Here is a 16,061-nt window from a genome sequence, read left to right on the forward strand (position 1 = left end):
TCCTGCGAAGGTATGAAGTGGTCGGCCTAAATATCTAAATCAGCAATAAGAATAATATTTTAAGATTTCGCGATATCGGCCGACACAGTGGCTGTAGGGCGTCACTGTGTCTGGTGATGGGGGGCAAGCGTTGTACCCGCTAACGGTACTCAAACGGAATTTCAGCGTTTAATAGGTGAGGGGGTGTTATGTCGATACCGTATCAGGGGCAGGAACACTCCGCCGGTGGCGCCGAGCGCAGGATGTTTCCCCGCATTGTGGCCAGCTGTCCGGTACGTTATGCGCACCGGCCTGGGCTAGCGCATGAACACTTCGCGGAAGGCCACTGGGAAAACGCCGACCTGTGCGACTATTCCGCAACGGGCGTGCGTATGGTCTGCGACAATACCCTGTTGCAGGACACCAAAATCAATCTTGAGCTGCTGCCGGGAACTATGCGGCGCGTGCCCCGGATTGTCGCGGAAGCGGTGGTGGTGCGATGTGGCTTGCGGGATGATCACCGCTATGAGATTGCCTGCAAGCTCACCAGGGTGAGGCCCAGCAAACAAAATAGTCGTGGATGATTGGTGCCCCGGAGACGATTCGAACGTCCGACCTATCCCTTACTGATTTGTGATCAATCAGCCTGCCGCAAAAGCGGTTATATCCCCCGCCAAGGATTGTCCGAGGCGGGTTTTTTTATGCCATCGGCATCTGCTTGTAGCTACGCCGCCAGCTATGGCAATGGGCGCGAAATCGGGCTTAGGTTGCTTTAAGCAGCGGCTTTAGCTGTCCAGCCGCTTTCCGTTTCCTCTAACTCGATACGATTCTTGCCTGTTTCTTCGTCCAGGTCGCTGATGCTTTCCAGCATTTCGAGAATCTTGCCGTCTCCCTGCACAGATTCCCGATATAAAGCGCGCAGTATGCGGTCGGCGGGGCCAGGGATACGCGCTCTGCCTTTATCTTCTGATTCCCAATTTCGCGCCGTTGTTTCGCTAACGCCGAGAATTCTAGCTAGGTGAGTCTGGGAGAGGTTTAGCTCTTTGCGCAGAAATCGCACTTCATTGGGTTGCAGTTGCGACTTTCTGCACACAATGTCCAAACCGATAGCGCGGTGCAGGCCTTCGATATTATGAATGGAAACGGCTTTGCCGTAAGGAGTGGTGGTTTCAGTAAAACCGTTCCGCAGCCAAACGCCATCCAAACCGCTGCTTGTGTAGTGGAAAAGTTTACCCATAATTTAATGCTCCTATGATTCTTCAGTCTTCACGGTTATCAATAAACTGTGATTACAACTATCCGGTTACCATCAGAATCAAAGCCCAATGCGGCGGCCGTCTTGATGATGTCCCCCGCAGAGATGACTTCCATTAGGAATGTCCAGTCGTCATTTTGCCCTTTAGCCGGCCCTTCGATAATTCGTCCGCTACGCAGACACCTCAGCACTTGAGCGCGGGTTATCTGGCGTTCCTGCATCCGTTCTTCGGCATGGTCAGTAAAAAACACACGCCCCGAAGTTTTGGCGATATCACTGATGACCCTGCGCGCTGATTCCGGTGTCAGATTTAGCTCGGTGATGTTTCTGGCGGGCAATGGCGCCTCCTGCATTTTATATCGTCCAACACCGTCAAGTATTGACGGTCGGGTTTTCTATGTCAACTTTGTTTTTGGTGGGGCTGCGACTGGTAGGAGACCCCGGTCAATTCGGTCTGCTGCACTTACACAGCACTTACGATTCAGCTTGCCTTGTGACTACCGGGGGAAATACTGGTGTAAGTATTTGATTTAATTGGTGCCCCGGAGACGATTCGAACGTCCGACCTATCCCTTAGGAGGGGATTGCTCTATCCAGCTGAGCTACCGGGGCAGGGTGTTGAATATGGACCGCTTGGGGTGAGAGGGGGAATTGGTGGAGCCGAGGAGGATCGAACTCCCGACCTCGTCATTGCGAACGACGCGCTCTCCCAGCTGAGCTACGGCCCCACATCTACTCTCGTGTGACGCGGAGTGTAGCATTCACTTCTGGCCTCTCGCCAGTGGTGCAGACTATTCCGAATCGATTTTTGCGCTCGGTTTTTGCAGCTGTGCGACGATGGCCTGCACCTGCTGTCCATCGACCTCGGGTGGCGTGGCCTCTGGCGTTTGACCCAGTGTGCGAATGGTGAGTTTGAGTTGGTCTATATAACGGCGGCAATGTACGCACATCACAAGGTGCAGCCAATAGCCAGGCCGTTGCCACCACTGCAGGTGGTGATCCACATAGTCACTGGCGTGTTTTGTTATGTCTTTACAGCTTGGCATCATACTCATCTCTTTTCGTGCTCCTCGATGGCCAGCTGGATACGACTGCGGGCGCGATGAAGCAAAACTCTCCCATTGGACTCAGAAACCTCTAAAACCTTACAAATATCTTCCATGTCGAGCCCCTGCATATCCCGCAGTGTGAGCACGGCGCGCTGGATCGGTGGCAGTGCGTCCAGCGCCGCGCTGATGCATTCCCGCAATTGGGTGCTGGCGAGCAGGGCCTCGGGTGTTTCGGCGTGCCACATCGCCGGGGGGCTGGACCAGTGGGCGTTGGGTCTGAAGCGTGCGGGATCCACAATGGGCGCCTCTTCGAGTGTATCGCCCAGATTCACCGTGCGGGATTCATGGCGCAGGCGGCTTTTGGCCGTATTGCTGACGATGCGCAGAATCCAGGTTTTCAGGCTGGAGCGCCGTTCAAATTTGGGCAGGGCCCTGAGAACCGCCAGCCAGGACTCCTGAGCAACTTCGTCCGCGATGGCACTGCCCACGATGGCGCGGGCCAGGTGCACCATCAGGCCGTGATAGGCGGCAACAACCTGGGCATAGGCCTGTTCGTCGCGGGCCAATAATTTGGGAATCAGTATGTCGTCTGGGGGAAGCACGGGAGTCGCCACGTAGATTACCTTGGTAATTTTTTATTTTTTTATAGCGTAACAGGAGACAAAAACAGGTGTCTTAATCATTCATACTCGAGGCTGACACTGTGCCCGTCGCGGCAGAGGGCCATTTTGCCCACAAGTCGCGTAGCCGGCAAGTCATCCACCGATCAATGCCCGCCGGGCCGCGATGCGGATTTGGTACTGGAAAATCATTGTTCTATCATGATCGATCAAATTGATGTGACTGGATTCTGATGTGGTCATCAATACACGCATCAATACACGAATAAAGAGGAGTTAGCGATACGATGTTGGAGACACTGCCATTGCTTGAAAAGACTGCCTTTCCCGCCCTGTCGCGGATGGGTGTATCTGTGCTGCAGGTAAATCTCGGCTATTTATGCAATCAGCAGTGTCTACACTGCCATGTGAACGCCGGTCCCAAACGCACCGAGATCATGAGCGGTGAAAATATCCAGGTGATCATTGACTACCTCGATGCCAATGTCGTGGAAATGCTCGATCTCACCGGCGGCGCGCCGGAGCTGAATCCCTTTTTTCGAGACCTGGTCAAGGCGGCGCGCAGCCGAAATGTGCGGGTGATGGATCGCTGTAATCTGACCGTATTGAGTGAGCCCGGTCAGGTGGGGCTGGCCGATTTTCTGGCCGAACATCAGGTACAGATCACCGCCTCATTGCCCTGTTACCAGCAGGAGAATGTCGATGGCCAGCGGGGCAAAGGCGTGTTTGAACGCAGCATTGCCGGTCTCAAGGCTCTCAATGCGCTGGGCTATGGGCAGCAGGGCAGCAGTCTGGAACTGCATCTGGTCTACAATCCCACCGGCCCCTACCTTCCGCCGCCGCAGGCCGATCTTGAAGCGGATTACAAATTGCAGTTATTCGAGAAGTACGGGATTGTCTTTACGCGCCTGTTAACCCTGGCAAACATGCCGATCCAGCGGTTTGGCAGCAGCCTGATATCCAAGGGTCAGTTTAATGCCTACATGAGCCTGCTGCGGGAGGCACACCAGGATACAAACCTGGAAACCGTGATGTGCCGGAACCTGGTCAGCATTGACTGGCGGGGCTTCCTTTATGACTGTGACTTTAATCAAATGCTCGGCCTGCCCATGCAACTCCCCAAGAATAAGACTCCCCACCTGCGTGATTTAATTCATGCCGATACGGCCGGGTTACCGATTACCGTTAGGGGCCATTGCTATGGCTGCACGGCGGGTCAGGGCAGTAGCTGTGGTGGCGCACTTAATTAAGCCTCACCGGGACGTCTCCGCGATTGTTGAAACTTTCCATTATTATCCCCGTGTTAAATGAGGCAGGCATTCTCGAGGCCCAGCTCAAAAGACTGCAATGGATGCGACATCTGGGGCATGAACTGATTGTCGCTGATGGCGGCAGTCAAGACGACACCGTGTTGCTAGCGGCCCCGCTTGCCGACCGGGTGGTCTCTGCGCCTGCCGGGCGCGCTGTGCAGATGAATGCGGGAGCGAGATCCGCGGTGGGCGATGTGCTGCTGTTCCTGCATGCCGACACCTTATTGCCCGACGATGGCATCAGGGCGATCACCGAAAACATCGTTCGGCAGTCGACCACCTGGGGACGATTCGATGTGCGCCTGTCGGGTGGGCATATTTTATTTCGGCTGATTGAACAGATGATGAATTGGCGTTCCCGACTCACGGGGATCGCGACCGGCGATCAGGCGATCTTTATTGCCCGGTCGCTGTTTGAAAAGCTGGGCGGCTATGCGGCGATCCTGTTAATGGAAGATGTCGAGATGAGTCGCCGACTTAAACAACAGGCCAGGCCGATCTGTCTTTCACAAAAGGTCGTGACCTCCAGTCGGCGCTGGGAACAAAACGGCATCCTTAAAACGGTCTGGCTCATGTGGCGATTACGACTGGCCTACTGGCTGGGGGCTGACCCGGCCCGGCTAGCCCGACACTATCGCCCGAAAATATCGCCAATAGGCACACGCAATCAATGAGCACTGACCTGTTATACCCCGATGGCCGCATCATGGTTTTCTGCAAGGCCCCCGAACCGGGCCGTGTGAAGACACGGCTTGCCGCCTCTATCGGTGATGCCGCCGCTGCAACGGTGCATGAATACCTGGCATGGCATTGCCTGAACAGGCTGGCGAGGGCCGCTATTGCCCCCGTCGAGCTGTGGTGCACCCCGGATGTGGGACATGATTTTTTTCGGCGCTGTGCGGCGGAATATGGGCTGGTATTGAAACAGCAGACAGGGGAATGCCTGGGACAACGGATGGAACAGGCCTTCTCCAACGCATTGTCTCAGTCACGCAACGCCGTCGTTGTGGGCACAGACTGCCCGACACTGGATACGGCCTATATACGTGCGGCATTTGCTGCGCTGGAACAGCAAGACGCGGTGTTGGGACCCGCCGAAGATGGCGGCTATGTGCTGCTGGGGTTGCGCAAGCCTCAGCCGCCACTATTTGCCGATATGCCCTGGGGGACATCAAAGGTGCTGGCAAAAACCCGATCGCGCCTCACCGGTAAGGTGAAGGAGCTATCCACGTTGTGGGATATCGATGATGTCGATGACCTGAGACGCCTGCGGGATTCTGCGGATGAGCTGGCGCTGGAGCGGGGGTTTTCTGAGTATCTGGTGAAACTGATTGGTAGGAAGCCAATCCTTTAGCGCTGCATTTTTTTCCGGTTTTCGCGTTGCTGCTCAATCACGAACCGTTCGATGGCCCGGCTCTGAGCCTTGTCGAGTCGCTCAAAGTGGCCGCCAATGTGCACGCAGTTGCTCGCATCGTTGACGATGGAGTGACAGATTTTAAACGCGCACTTGATGTCTTGTTTGTTCGGCAGCTTTATATGGCACTGGTTTACTTCCGTATCATTCGCAAAAGCACTGGCCAGTTTTTTTGGGAACCGAATGCACATGCCTCCCAGGGAGATGTCGCTTAGCTCGCCACAATACATCTGTTCATTCCTGGCATGAATGACGACATCGATCCTGTCAGCGCCACTCACCGGCACCCGAAAAGAGGTTCTGCGTTGAAGGTAACGAATGCTTTGCGGGAATTCCAACTGATAAAGGGCAATGCCATTTTCGCTACTGGCACTTTTAAGCTTGGTCGTGAAGTTGATCTCTACACCTTCATGCATGGTTTGCAGCGTGACACGTTGGGCATTTATCAGCAGGTCATGGCCGGTGTTTGGCTTGAGTTCATCAATTACCAGCATTCCCTTGTCAAGATCCATTTCAAGAAATGCGGTATTAAAAAAATGGCTGGAGCCCGGCAGCATCGCTGTAATGATCGTATGATTCGCCATCACAGGACGCAGTATTGCGGCGATACGCACGGAGGAGGTGATGGTTTCGTGTTGCTGAACATAACTGTCGTCAGTATCTGCGCTATTAGCAGGTTCACGATTGGCCATTAGTAATGCCTGTTGCATGCGGGTGGTTTTATATTCCGTATCGTCAAAATTGGCTGCCTTGTTACTATCCGTTCTTACCTTCCCTGATTGCCTTCCCTTGCCAATTCCTGTTAGGCCGTCGCGAGTGATTGTCCGTTGGAGTTCGCCTTTTGCCGACCGGATGCACCATAAACGTTGACCGTCGGGCCACTTAGATCACCGCGTAAAATGCTGATGGCCTGCCGCAGGTGCGTGCTGGAGGCATCCATGATTCTATTGTTAATGATATTTTGCTCGCTGCAGTCCCTGGTTGTCTTTTGCAGCGTATCCCACAGACTTTCGAGTTGTGAGCGTTGGCTACCGGCGGGCAATTTCCCGATATAACTGACAATGGTCGTTTTTGAAAACTTTCCATTCAGGATGGGTGTCAGTGCGCCCAGCTGGGCCTGTGTCTGCTCAAGGATCGTTACCTGATCCTGCTTGTTGCGAACGGATCTTTCAAAGCTTTCGAGATCGGCAGAGGACAGTGTGCGGTGTTCCTCGCGGAGCGCGTCCAACATGCACAGCATGACCCTGGTTTGCTGCTCCAGGGCCTGGGCCAGGATTATGCTGCTGTTTTCAGTGTTCATTGTCGTTGTCATGTCGCTCACTATGATTGTGTTGATGTTTGGTGATGTCAGGCGACAAATTGAGATTCGAGTTCAATGAGTTTCTCTGCTACGCGCTGTGGGTCAATATCATAATTGCCCGCATCAATGGCAGATTTCAGGCTTTCGATGCGGGCGTCATCCACATCGGGCTGAGCATTGACGGTTGTCTCAATCAGTCGCAGGCGTTCCGCCTGAGGACTAATGGTGACGGAGTCGGTGGACGGTGCACTCGTGGCAGCGTTGTCGCTGCTCAGGCGTGATTTCAGGCCGACTACTCCTGCGTTGTGTGTGTCAGTTTTCGCCGTCTGATGGTTGGGTAATGGGGCCCCAGGGACTCCGGTGATTTCAACTGCCATGCCTATACTCCTGGTTACTTACTCTGATGATTCTATCGGCCTTTCGGCCAGATTCTTTATCTCGAAAAAAATGCATAAGCCCGTGATTTGTTTCACATTTGTACACTGACGACGCCGGATTCAACGGCCGTGCCCTGTACAATTCTCTGTGACTGGTTGTTTCGCACCGGGACACGCTCTCCCAGCGCGGCATCGTCCAGTGCCTTGCCTTTTCCCCTGACTTGCAGGCCGCCAACCGAGGCCAGAATTACCACTTCATCGCCACGACGAACCAGTAACGGCGGCTGGACATTGGTGACGGTGAATGCCTGGCCTGTTGAAATCGGGCGCTTCACAATTTTGCCGATAAGATTTTTGCCTTTGGTGAAATAGCCGCCGCGTAGTCGACTGATGTCCTGTCTGACGGTCATCAGGTCCGCATCCGTGAGTTGCGTGCCGCGGGGCAGTGGGCGGGCGGCGGTGACTACGGTGGCGTAACTGTTTATGTTCGCAGGGATATAAACGGTCCAGGGTTTTTCACCCGCGCAACGCAGTCCGACACTGAGCTTCCCCTGCAGTTTGCTGCCGGGTGATAAAAAGGCGGTAGGGGGGATCGAGCACTCGGTAAGCTGCAGGCGCCGATCCAGATGACCAATACTGATCTCTGACTCCTGTTCGCGCTGATGGGCGGTTTGTTGCTGGAGGAACGTCTGTGCCGTGAGACGTAAGCTCTCGGAAGACTGAAAGGCGCTGGTCTCTGCGTAGACCGGGGCACTAGCCAGCAGAGCACTAGCCAGCAGGACACTAGCCAGCAGGGAGATGACCAGCAGTAGCCCCGGAACAGGACTGTTTTCACGCCTGACGGACGGGGCTTTTGTTATCGGGGTCTCTGTTTTCATAGTCATCACTTCATATTTGCCATTATTCGGTCAGTCTTTACCGGTTGAATAAAATGTAGCTGTTGAGCTTGTGTCATCTCACTTGTAGGTACTATCGTCAAAAAACCGTCCAGCTTTAATAATTATTTTCTAAATGATTGAATGTGGTGGAAAAACTATTTTGACGCTGATCACGGGCCCGTTTTCTATGGCCCTTCAGTCGCCTATACCCGCAATAGTGGCCCGCCATCAGGTGTCTATCTGAATTAGGGAGCACATGCTGTGCCATCTCCTTTTTGTCAGCGGCCGATGTGCGGTAACGCGCGCCAGATATCGCATCGGCTGATTCAAGTATTGGTAGTGGGATGTCGATAGGGGGAAAGCTTTATGTCCTCTTTACTATTGCAATCGTGGGAGCAGAAAAATGGCGGGAATGCTGGATGATATCGACCGACGCACGCAACTTGTGGGCGCCAATCGTCTTGAGTTGCTGTTATTCCGCCTGCATGGGCCACAGCTATACGGTATTAACGTCTTTAAGGTGCAGGAGGTGATTCGTTGCCCCGCCTTGAGACATGTTCCGAATTCCAATCGGGTGGTCAAAGGTGTCGCCAACATGCGGGGTCGAACAATCCCCGTGCTTGATTTATGCATGGCAATGTCCGGGCCGGCAATGGAAGCGACGGAAAATTCATTTGTTATCATCGCCGATTACAATCGGACCACACAGGGCTTCCTGGTCGAAGGCGTCGAACGTATTGTGAATATGAACTGGGAGGAAATCCTGGCACCGCCCAAGGGTTCCGGTAAAAACAGTTACATGACGGCGGTGACCCGTGTCGACGATAAACTCGTGGAAATCATCGATGTGGAGAAAATTCTTTCTGAAGTAGTCGGTGTTACCTCGGACATTTCAGCATCGATTGTCACGGGGAGCACCATTGAGGCGGGGGCGAATATCCTGGTTGCCGATGACTCCAGCGTGGCCCGCAAGCAGATTAAACGCACCCTTGATCAGCTGGGAATAGAGTCCACCCTGGTGAATGATGGGAAGGAAGCATTGGATATATTATTAGACTGGGCAAAGGAAGACCCGAAAATCGCGGATCACCTGACCATGGTGATATCCGATGTCGAAATGCCCAATATGGACGGCTATACCCTGACCACCGAGATCCGCAAACATCCGCTGTTAAAGGATCTTCACGTTATTCTACATACCTCACTGAGCGGCGTGTTTAATCAGGCAATGGTTGAAAAAGTCGGTGCAAATAAATTTATTGCGAAGTTTAATGCGGATGAGCTGGCGAACGCGGTCATCGAAGCGGTTGCACTGAAAGATGCCCGACAAGCAGGAAAATAGGCAATGCCAATCATTATCAATAAAAAATTCACTGAGAAAGCCAGTGGCCGCTGACGAATTAACTCTCGAGGACTATAAGGCCTTTCGTATTTTTCTGGAGGATGCCAGCGGCATCATTCTGGGTGAAAACAAGCAATACCTGGTCACCAGCCGCCTGACCCGGATTATGGCTGAAAATGAGGTATTGAGTTTCAGCACCCTGATGGGGCGCATGAAATCCGATGCCCGATTACGCCAGCGCATAATGGATGCGATGACGACCAATGAAACTTCCTGGTTTCGTGACATTTATCCTTTCGAGATACTTAAGGAAATGCTCTTGCCGGAGTTGTCGAAACGCCAGCCACGGCAGATTCGGATCTGGTCGGCCGCCTGCTCCACCGGCCAGGAGCCGTATTCCCTGAGCATGATGGTGCAGGAGTATTGCCAGTCAAAGCCCGGCGGCTTGCTCGCCAATGCGGTACAAATTATTGGCACGGATATCTCGCCACGCGTGCTTGAGGCCGCGAAATCCGCCACCTATGAGGGCGTGGCCGTGTCACGCGGCCTGTCACCGGAGCGTCAGGCACGCTTTTTTCGCGAAACCGGCGATGGCGGTTGGCGGGTCACGGATGATATCCGGCGGCGGGTGAGCTTTCGTGAGGTCAACCTGATGCAGAGTTACAACCTGATGGGCCGGTTTGATATCATCTATTGCCGCAATGTGCTGATCTATTTCTCCACCGAACTCAAGCGTGACATCCTGTCGCGCATGGCGAAATGCCTGAACCCAGGCGGTTATCTGGTGTTGGGCGGTTCCGAGTCCATTTCCAATTACTCGGATGAATTTGATCTGATTCGTTGGCGTAACGGCGTCATCTACCAGCTCAAATCCTAAACGTTTAATCCCTCGCACGGTTAACCCGGACGCAATCGCCGCCGGGTTAACCGTGGGCGTAACAGATGTTTCTTTCCCGCCTCCCTGCCTGCAAATCCAGGCATTTCGGCTTGCCGCTGTTCGGCGGTGAGTTGCCGCTTTAGCCCAGTCCAGGTTCCCTGATAATTCATAACCTCCTGTAATTGCTGATAAATAATTCTTTGGCACGGCGTTTGCTCATGTCTGCTTGTAATCACCCCGTGGAGCAGGACATGCAATTTGGACTCGACAAGTTTTTTGGCATCAATCAGCAGGCGCTGACGATTCATTCCCGTCGTTCCGAGATTCTGGCCGGCAATCTGGCCAATGCCGATACGCCGGGATACAAGGCCCGCGATGTTGATTTCAAGGCGGCACTGCAGGCGGTGAAGAGCGGGGCAGCGGATGGCAGTCTGAAAACCACCCATGCGCGTCATCTTACCAGCTCGGGCACGACCGCCGGTCGGGTTGATGATGTGCTGGGCGAGATGAAATATCGCACCCCCAGTCAGCCCGCAATCGATGGTAATACCGTCGACCCGCTGCTTGAGAAATCCAAGTTCATGGAAAACTCATTGCTGTATCAGACCAACCTGCAATTTCTCGGTAGTAAGATCAAGCATATTAAGGCGGCGTTGAAGGGTGAGTAGCGCTTCCGGCATTTTTGCTCGGCATGAAGCCACGTATTTTCAGCAACACATTTACAGTTACTTATTTACAGGTACAAAATAATGTCTCTCTTTAAGGTTCTTGATATCGCGGGTAGTGGCATGAGTGCGCAGGCACTGCGCCTCAATACCACGGCCAGTAATCTGGCGAATGCCGAGAGCGTCAGCAGCAGTAGCGGTGAAACCTACCGCGCCAGGCAGCCCGTGTTTGCCGCCATGGTCAAGGCGCTGGGCGAATCCCCGGCAGGCACCGGCGTACAGGTCAACGGCATCGTTGAGAGTCAGGCGCCATTGCGCCAACAGTATGAGCCAGGCCATCCAATGGCCAATGAGGAAGGCTACATTTTTCTGCCGAACGTGAGCATGGTGGAAGAAATGGCGAACATGATCTCGGCCTCGCGCTCCTATCAAAGTAATTCAGAAGTGGCGAAGACATCAAAAGAACTTCTTATGCGTACATTGAGCCTGGGCCAATAAGCCAACACAGAGCGGGTAAAGAAAATGACTACCATCAATAACAACATATCATCCACCATCAATGAGCTTGGCCTCGGTGCGCAATCGGCCGTTGGTAAAAATAAACCTGATCAACTGGGGCAGACAGAATTTCTGGACCTGATGATCACCCAGCTCAAGAATCAGGATCCCTTTGCGCCGATGGAAAATGGTGAATTTATTTCACAAATGGCCCAGTTCAGTAGCGTTACCGGACTTGCCGAACTGCAGCAGTCGTTCGAGAAACTGGCCACCTCGTTACAGTCGAATCAGGCATTGCAGGCATCGAGTCTGGTGGGTCGCACCGTGCTGGTGCCATCGGCGGTAGGAACCTTGCCGGTGGGTGGCTCGATTGTCGGCGCAGTTAATCTGCCGGCTTTCGGGAATTCGGTGGGCGTCAATATTCAGGATGCGGCAGGTCAGGTGATTCGACGGCTGGAGCTGGGTTCGCAATCCGCCGGCGAGGTGTATTTCAACTGGGATGGCCTGACCAACGCCGGTGTGCCAGCCGATGCCGGGCGCTACTTTGTGAGTGCCGATGCGGGATTCGATGGCGAGACCGTGGCGCTGGAAACCCTGATGAGTTCTTCCGTCGCCAGCGTCACCCTGGGACAGGGTGGTAATGGTCTGACACTGAATTTAACCGATGGAAATGTCGTCGACTTCTCCAGCGTGAAAGAAATCAAGTAACGATTAATAGCGATCAGACAAACACTTCACTATTAACAAATTGCATTATTTACAGATTGCGCGATTAACAGATAAAACCAGCCGGTTACCTGACCGGGTTGACTAACAGCAGAGTAAGGAGATAGATCATGCCATTTCGCATCGCTTTGAGTGGATTGAACGCCGCGCAGACCGACCTTTCGGTAACCGGTAATAACATTGCCAATGCGAGTACCGCAGGCTTCAAGGGTTCACGTACCGAGTTTTCAGATGTGTACGCCGTGGCTTTCGAAGGTATCAGTAGTCTGGCCACCGGTAATGGTGTTTCGGTTACGGGTATTTCGCAGAATTTCTCCCAGGGCAATATCGACTTTACCGAACGCAACCTGGACATCGCGGTCAGTGGCCAGGGGTTCTTTGTGCTGGATGATGCATCCGGTCAGTCCTATAGCCGCGCCGGCGCCTTTCATATTGATCGCAATGGCCTGATTGTGAATCAGGGTGGACAAAAGCTGCAGGTGTTCCCCGCGATTGCCGGCGGTGGCTTTAATACCGGTGTGCTTTCGGACATCCAGTTGCTGACCTCTGATGGTCCTCCACAGACGACCAGCAATATCGATGTGACGCTGAATCTCAGCGCATCCGATTCGGTACCGACCACGTTGCCTTTTAATCCAGGTGATCCCACCAGCTTCAATAACTCCACCTCCACTGTCATTTATGACTCGCTGGGCTCGGCGCATACCTCGACCCTGTACTACGTAAAATCGGCAACCCTGAATCAGTGGAATACCCACCAGTTTATCGATGGCAACGAAATCACCAGCGGTGGTCTTTCTCCGGTCAGCCTGACCTTCAATGCCGACGGTACCCTCTCGGGTCCGACCAGTATTGCCTATGATGCAGTGCCGTCGGGTACCGGCGCGCTGCCAATACAGGTCGATGTGAATTATCCCAACTCGACACAATTCGGTAGCCCATTTGCGGTGAATGGTCTGTCCCAGGATGGGTTTACCACGGGTCGTCTGAGTGGTATCGATATCGATAGTGAGGGTGTGGTGTTTGCCCGCTTTACCAATGGCCAATCTAACCCCCTGGGCAAGGTGGCGCTGGCCAATTTTGCGAATGTGAGCGGGCTGGCACAACAGGGTGACACCTCCTGGAGTCAGACCTTCAATTCCGGCGACCTTATTCTGGGTGAGGCGAATACCGCCAGTTTTGGTCTGGTGCAGTCCGGCGCGCTGGAGGCCTCCAATGTTGATATCGCCGCCAGTCTGGTGAATCTCATCACCGCGCAACGTAACTTCCAGGCCAACGCACAGGTTATCAGTGCCGCGGATACCGTTACCCAGACGATCATCAATATCTAATTGACGTTATTGATGGCTAGCTGTCAGTCGTAACACGTAGCACTTACGACAAAAAACTTAACAAGAAACAACAGGAACAGACCATGGATCGTATGCTTTATGTTGCAATGTCAGGCGCCAAACAAACCATGCTGGCGCAGGCGAGTAACAGCAACAATATGGCCAATGCCAACACCACCGGCTTTCGGGCCGATCTGGCGTCCTTTAGAAGCATGCCGGTCTATGGTGCCGGCGAACCCACCCGTGTCTATGCCATGGCGGAAAGGCCGGGGGTGGACACCACCAGCGGTGCAATCAGTGCAACCGGGCGTGATCTGGATGTCGCCATAAAAGATGATGGCTGGATTGCGGTACAGGCAAAGGACGGGTCCGAGGCCTACACCCGTGCCGGCAATCTGCGTATCGAAGATGGCGGCATTCTCACCACGGGTAGTGGCCTGCCAGTGCTGGGCAATGGCGGGCCGGTGGCGATACCGCCGGCAGAGAAGGTTGCCATCGGTAAAGATGGCACTATTTCAATCCAGGGAATCGGCCAGACAGCGAGCACGCTAACGGTGCTGGATCGCATCAAGCTGGTCAAGATCGACAGTGGAGCGCTGGTGAAGGGCACTGACGGCCTGATGCGCAGAACCGATGGTGTCAGCGCAGAGCCGGACGCCACCGTCAATCTGGTTTCCGGCGCTCTGGAAACCAGTAACGTCAGCGCAGTGGATTCAATGGTGAATATGATCACCCTGGCAAGGCAGTACGAGGCACAGATTAAAATGATGAAGACTGCCGAAGACATCGACAGTGCATCGACCCAGCTGTTGAGCCTGTCAAGCTAGTCTCGATATCAATGATTAAGGAGTAACTGAAGATGAATTCTGCACTATGGATCGCAAAAACAGGACTGGACGCGCAGCAAACCCGTCTCTCCGTTATTTCAAATAATCTTGCCAATGCCAATACCATGGGCTTCAAAAGCAGCCGTCCTGTTTTTGAAGACCTGCTCTACCAGAATGTACGACAGGTCGGTGCGCAATCCTCCGAGGGCACCCAGCTGCCATCGGGTCTGATGATCGGTACCGGTGTGCGAACGGTGGCGACGGAAAAAAATCATTCACAGGGAAACCTGGTGCAGACCGAAGGCTTTCTTGACCTGGCGGTGCAGGGCCGGGGTTTCTTCCAGGTGCTGCGCCCGGACGGCTCGCTGTCGTATACCCGTGACGGTTCGTTCCAACTCAATGCCACCGGCGAGATCGTTACCGCTTCGGGTAACCCCTTGCAACCGGCGATCACCGTTCCCAACAATGCGCAGAGCGTTACCATTGGCTCCGACGGTATTGTTTCTGTCACGCTTTCCGGCAACGCCACACCGACCCAGATAGGCAATATTCAGTTAGCCGATTTTCCGAATCCCACCGGCCTTCAGCCCCTGGGTGAAAATCTCTATTCCGAGAGTGCCGCCAGTGGCGCACCCCAGACCGGCACACCGGGGCTTAACAGCATCGGCAGTCTGGTGCAGGGCGCCCTGGAATCCTCTAACGTGAATTCCGTGAAGGAACTGGTTGCGCTGATCGAAACGCAACGTTCCTATGAGATGAATTCAAAGGCCATCTCCACGGCCGACCAGATGTTGCAGTACCTGAATAACAACCTGTAACCGATGCCTGAAATACTGAACCAAGGGTAACTGCCGTGACCATGATTCCAACAACAAAGACAAGCAGCCCAACTCTGGCAGTGCCCCGGAATGTATTCACCTGGCTTGTTATATCCGGCGCATTTTTGTTGTCCGTGGGTTGTAGTACCACGCACCATGCGGTGTCCGATCCCGAGTTCGCACCCGTACGTCCATTGAGCGTCGAGCCATTACCGGTCAGCGATGGCTCGATCTATAAGTCAGGCTTTGGCGTAGCACTGTTCGAGGATGCCAAGGCGCACCGTGTCGGCGATATCATCACCATCATTCTGCAGGAAAAGACCAACGCCAGTAAAAGCGCCAGCACCAATACGGCAAAAGATGCCGAAGTCTCCATTGCCGCTCCCACCCTGTTCGGGCAGGGCGTGACCCGCAACGGGCGTGACATTCTATCAGCCAGCATTGATGCCGAGCGGGATTTTGCGGGCGAGGGCGACAGTACGCAAAGTAACAGTTTGACGGGCCGGATCACGGTGACCGTGGTGGATGTATTTTCCAATGGCAATCTGATGATTCGTGGCGAAAAGCTGCTGACCCTGAACCAGGGTTCCGAGCACGTGCGCATTTCCGGCATTGTCCGCGCCTCGGATGTTAGCCCCACCAATACGGTATTTTCCACCCAGGTGGCCAACGCCCGTATCGTCTATGGCGGGCAGGGCGTGCTGGCCGATGCCAATACCAAGGGCTGGCTACAGCGGGTATTTGATAGCAATTGGTGGCCCTTCTAGTTTCTTTTGATTGACGGACGAACGACAG

The 16,061-nt window shown here is 53.9% G+C and carries 21 protein-coding genes and 2 tRNA genes; 13 read left to right on the plus strand and 10 right to left on the minus strand.

The genetic code is table 11. From position 1 onward, the window contains the following. The first annotated feature begins 188 nt into the window (after positions 1-188). Positions 189-563, plus strand: coding sequence for a hypothetical protein (locus tag RRB22_01630; protein MDT8383096.1), 375 nt, complete (start codon positions 189-191; stop codon positions 561-563). A 188-nt stretch (positions 564-751) separates the two neighbouring features. On the opposite strand, the gene RRB22_01635 is transcribed toward RRB22_01630, so the two are convergent. The 6 genes from RRB22_01635 to RRB22_01660 form a co-directional block, all read right to left on the minus strand. Continuing rightward, positions 752-1,216 carry a helix-turn-helix domain-containing protein gene (locus tag RRB22_01635; GenBank protein ID MDT8383097.1) on the minus strand — a complete coding sequence of 155 codons (465 nt, stop codon included), beginning with the start codon at positions 1,214-1,216 and terminating at the stop codon, positions 752-754. Positions 1,217-1,254: 38 nt separating this feature from the next. Continuing rightward, positions 1,255-1,587 (minus strand): DUF4258 domain-containing protein, encoded by a 333-nt coding sequence (locus RRB22_01640; GenBank protein MDT8383098.1) that lies wholly within the window; start codon positions 1,585-1,587, stop codon positions 1,255-1,257. Between the two features lie 182 nt (positions 1,588-1,769). Continuing rightward, positions 1,770-1,846: transfer RNA gene (locus tag RRB22_01645), tRNA-Arg, on the minus strand. A 40-nt stretch (positions 1,847-1,886) separates the two neighbouring features. After that, positions 1,887-1,962, minus strand: a tRNA-Ala gene (locus RRB22_01650). A 63-nt stretch (positions 1,963-2,025) separates the two neighbouring features. Then, positions 2,026-2,289 (minus strand): hypothetical protein, encoded by a 264-nt coding sequence (locus RRB22_01655; protein MDT8383099.1) that lies wholly within the window; start codon positions 2,287-2,289, stop codon positions 2,026-2,028. Next, the gene (locus RRB22_01660) at positions 2,286-2,885 is read right to left on the minus strand and encodes an RNA polymerase sigma factor (GenBank protein ID MDT8383100.1); all 600 of its coding nucleotides are present in this window, start codon (positions 2,883-2,885) and stop codon (positions 2,286-2,288) included. Before RRB22_01660 ends, RRB22_01655 begins: the two co-directional genes overlap by 4 nt. Positions 2,886-3,190: 305 nt before the next feature. On the opposite strand from RRB22_01660, the gene arsS reads away from it, so the two are divergent. Genes arsS through RRB22_01675 form a run of 3 tightly spaced genes read left to right on the plus strand, consistent with a single transcriptional unit; the run spans position 3,191 to position 5,567 of the window. Beyond that, positions 3,191-4,153 carry an arsenosugar biosynthesis radical SAM protein ArsS gene (gene arsS, locus RRB22_01665; GenBank protein MDT8383101.1) on the plus strand — a complete coding sequence of 321 codons (963 nt, stop codon included), beginning with the start codon at positions 3,191-3,193 and terminating at the stop codon, positions 4,151-4,153. 26 nt (positions 4,154-4,179) lie between these two features. Next, positions 4,180-4,887, plus strand: coding sequence for a TIGR04283 family arsenosugar biosynthesis glycosyltransferase (locus RRB22_01670; protein ID MDT8383102.1), 708 nt, complete (start codon positions 4,180-4,182; stop codon positions 4,885-4,887). Continuing rightward, positions 4,884-5,567 carry a TIGR04282 family arsenosugar biosynthesis glycosyltransferase gene (locus RRB22_01675; GenBank protein MDT8383103.1) on the plus strand — a complete coding sequence of 228 codons (684 nt, stop codon included), beginning with the start codon at positions 4,884-4,886 and terminating at the stop codon, positions 5,565-5,567. The genes RRB22_01670 and RRB22_01675 overlap by 4 nt, the downstream gene beginning before the upstream one ends. Here RRB22_01675 and RRB22_01680 read toward each other — a convergent pair. From RRB22_01680 to flgA, 4 genes are all read right to left on the minus strand, one after another. Next, positions 5,564-6,319, minus strand: coding sequence for a flagellar regulator YcgR PilZN domain-containing protein (locus RRB22_01680; GenBank protein ID MDT8383104.1), 756 nt, complete (start codon positions 6,317-6,319; stop codon positions 5,564-5,566). The two genes, RRB22_01675 and RRB22_01680, sit on opposite strands and share 4 nt — an antisense overlap. A 110-nt stretch (positions 6,320-6,429) precedes the next feature. Continuing rightward, positions 6,430-6,927 (minus strand): flagellar protein FlgN, encoded by a 498-nt coding sequence (locus RRB22_01685; GenBank protein MDT8383105.1) that lies wholly within the window; start codon positions 6,925-6,927, stop codon positions 6,430-6,432. Between the two features lie 47 nt (positions 6,928-6,974). Next, entirely contained in the window at positions 6,975-7,304 is a 330-nt protein-coding gene (flgM, locus tag RRB22_01690; GenBank protein MDT8383106.1) for a flagellar biosynthesis anti-sigma factor FlgM, read from the minus strand. A 92-nt stretch (positions 7,305-7,396) separates the two neighbouring features. Beyond that, positions 7,397-8,182, minus strand: a complete 786-nt coding sequence (gene flgA / locus RRB22_01695) for a flagellar basal body P-ring formation chaperone FlgA (protein MDT8383107.1) — start codon at positions 8,180-8,182, stop codon at positions 7,397-7,399. Between the two features lie 403 nt (positions 8,183-8,585). On the opposite strand from flgA, the gene RRB22_01700 reads away from it, so the two are divergent. The 9 genes from RRB22_01700 to flgH all read left to right on the plus strand — a co-directional run bounded on the left by RRB22_01700 (position 8,586) and on the right by flgH (position 16,033). Beyond that, positions 8,586-9,524, plus strand: a complete 939-nt coding sequence (locus RRB22_01700; protein ID MDT8383108.1) for a chemotaxis protein CheV — start codon at positions 8,586-8,588, stop codon at positions 9,522-9,524. Positions 9,525-9,567: 43 nt separating this feature from the next. Further along, entirely contained in the window at positions 9,568-10,401 is an 834-nt protein-coding gene (locus RRB22_01705; GenBank protein MDT8383109.1) for a protein-glutamate O-methyltransferase CheR, read from the plus strand. A gap of 251 nt (positions 10,402-10,652) precedes the next feature. Next, positions 10,653-11,069 (plus strand): flagellar basal body rod protein FlgB, encoded by a 417-nt coding sequence (flgB, locus tag RRB22_01710; protein ID MDT8383110.1) that lies wholly within the window; start codon positions 10,653-10,655, stop codon positions 11,067-11,069. An 81-nt stretch (positions 11,070-11,150) separates the two neighbouring features. After that, entirely contained in the window at positions 11,151-11,564 is a 414-nt protein-coding gene (flgC, locus tag RRB22_01715; protein MDT8383111.1) for a flagellar basal body rod protein FlgC, read from the plus strand. A gap of 24 nt (positions 11,565-11,588) precedes the next feature. Beyond that, complete coding sequence (locus tag RRB22_01720; GenBank protein ID MDT8383112.1) at positions 11,589-12,272, plus strand: flagellar hook assembly protein FlgD; 684 nt, start codon at positions 11,589-11,591, stop codon at positions 12,270-12,272. Between the two features lie 128 nt (positions 12,273-12,400). Beyond that, positions 12,401-13,621 (plus strand): flagellar hook protein FlgE, encoded by a 1,221-nt coding sequence (gene flgE, locus RRB22_01725; GenBank protein ID MDT8383113.1) that lies wholly within the window; start codon positions 12,401-12,403, stop codon positions 13,619-13,621. Between the two features lie 83 nt (positions 13,622-13,704). Further along, positions 13,705-14,448, plus strand: coding sequence for a flagellar basal-body rod protein FlgF (flgF, locus tag RRB22_01730; protein MDT8383114.1), 744 nt, complete (start codon positions 13,705-13,707; stop codon positions 14,446-14,448). Positions 14,449-14,480: 32 nt separating this feature from the next. Further along, on the plus strand, positions 14,481-15,266 hold the full coding sequence (gene flgG, locus RRB22_01735; GenBank protein MDT8383115.1) for a flagellar basal-body rod protein FlgG: 786 nt from the start codon (positions 14,481-14,483) through the stop codon (positions 15,264-15,266). Positions 15,267-15,346: 80 nt separating this feature from the next. Continuing rightward, the gene (gene flgH / locus RRB22_01740; protein ID MDT8383116.1) at positions 15,347-16,033 is read left to right on the plus strand and encodes a flagellar basal body L-ring protein FlgH; all 687 of its coding nucleotides are present in this window, start codon (positions 15,347-15,349) and stop codon (positions 16,031-16,033) included. The last annotated feature ends 28 nt before the right edge of the window (positions 16,034-16,061 follow it).

The sequence above is a fragment of the Gammaproteobacteria bacterium genome (genome assembly GCA_032250735.1).
GTDB lineage: Bacteria > Pseudomonadota > Gammaproteobacteria > SZUA-152 > SZUA-152 > SZUA-152.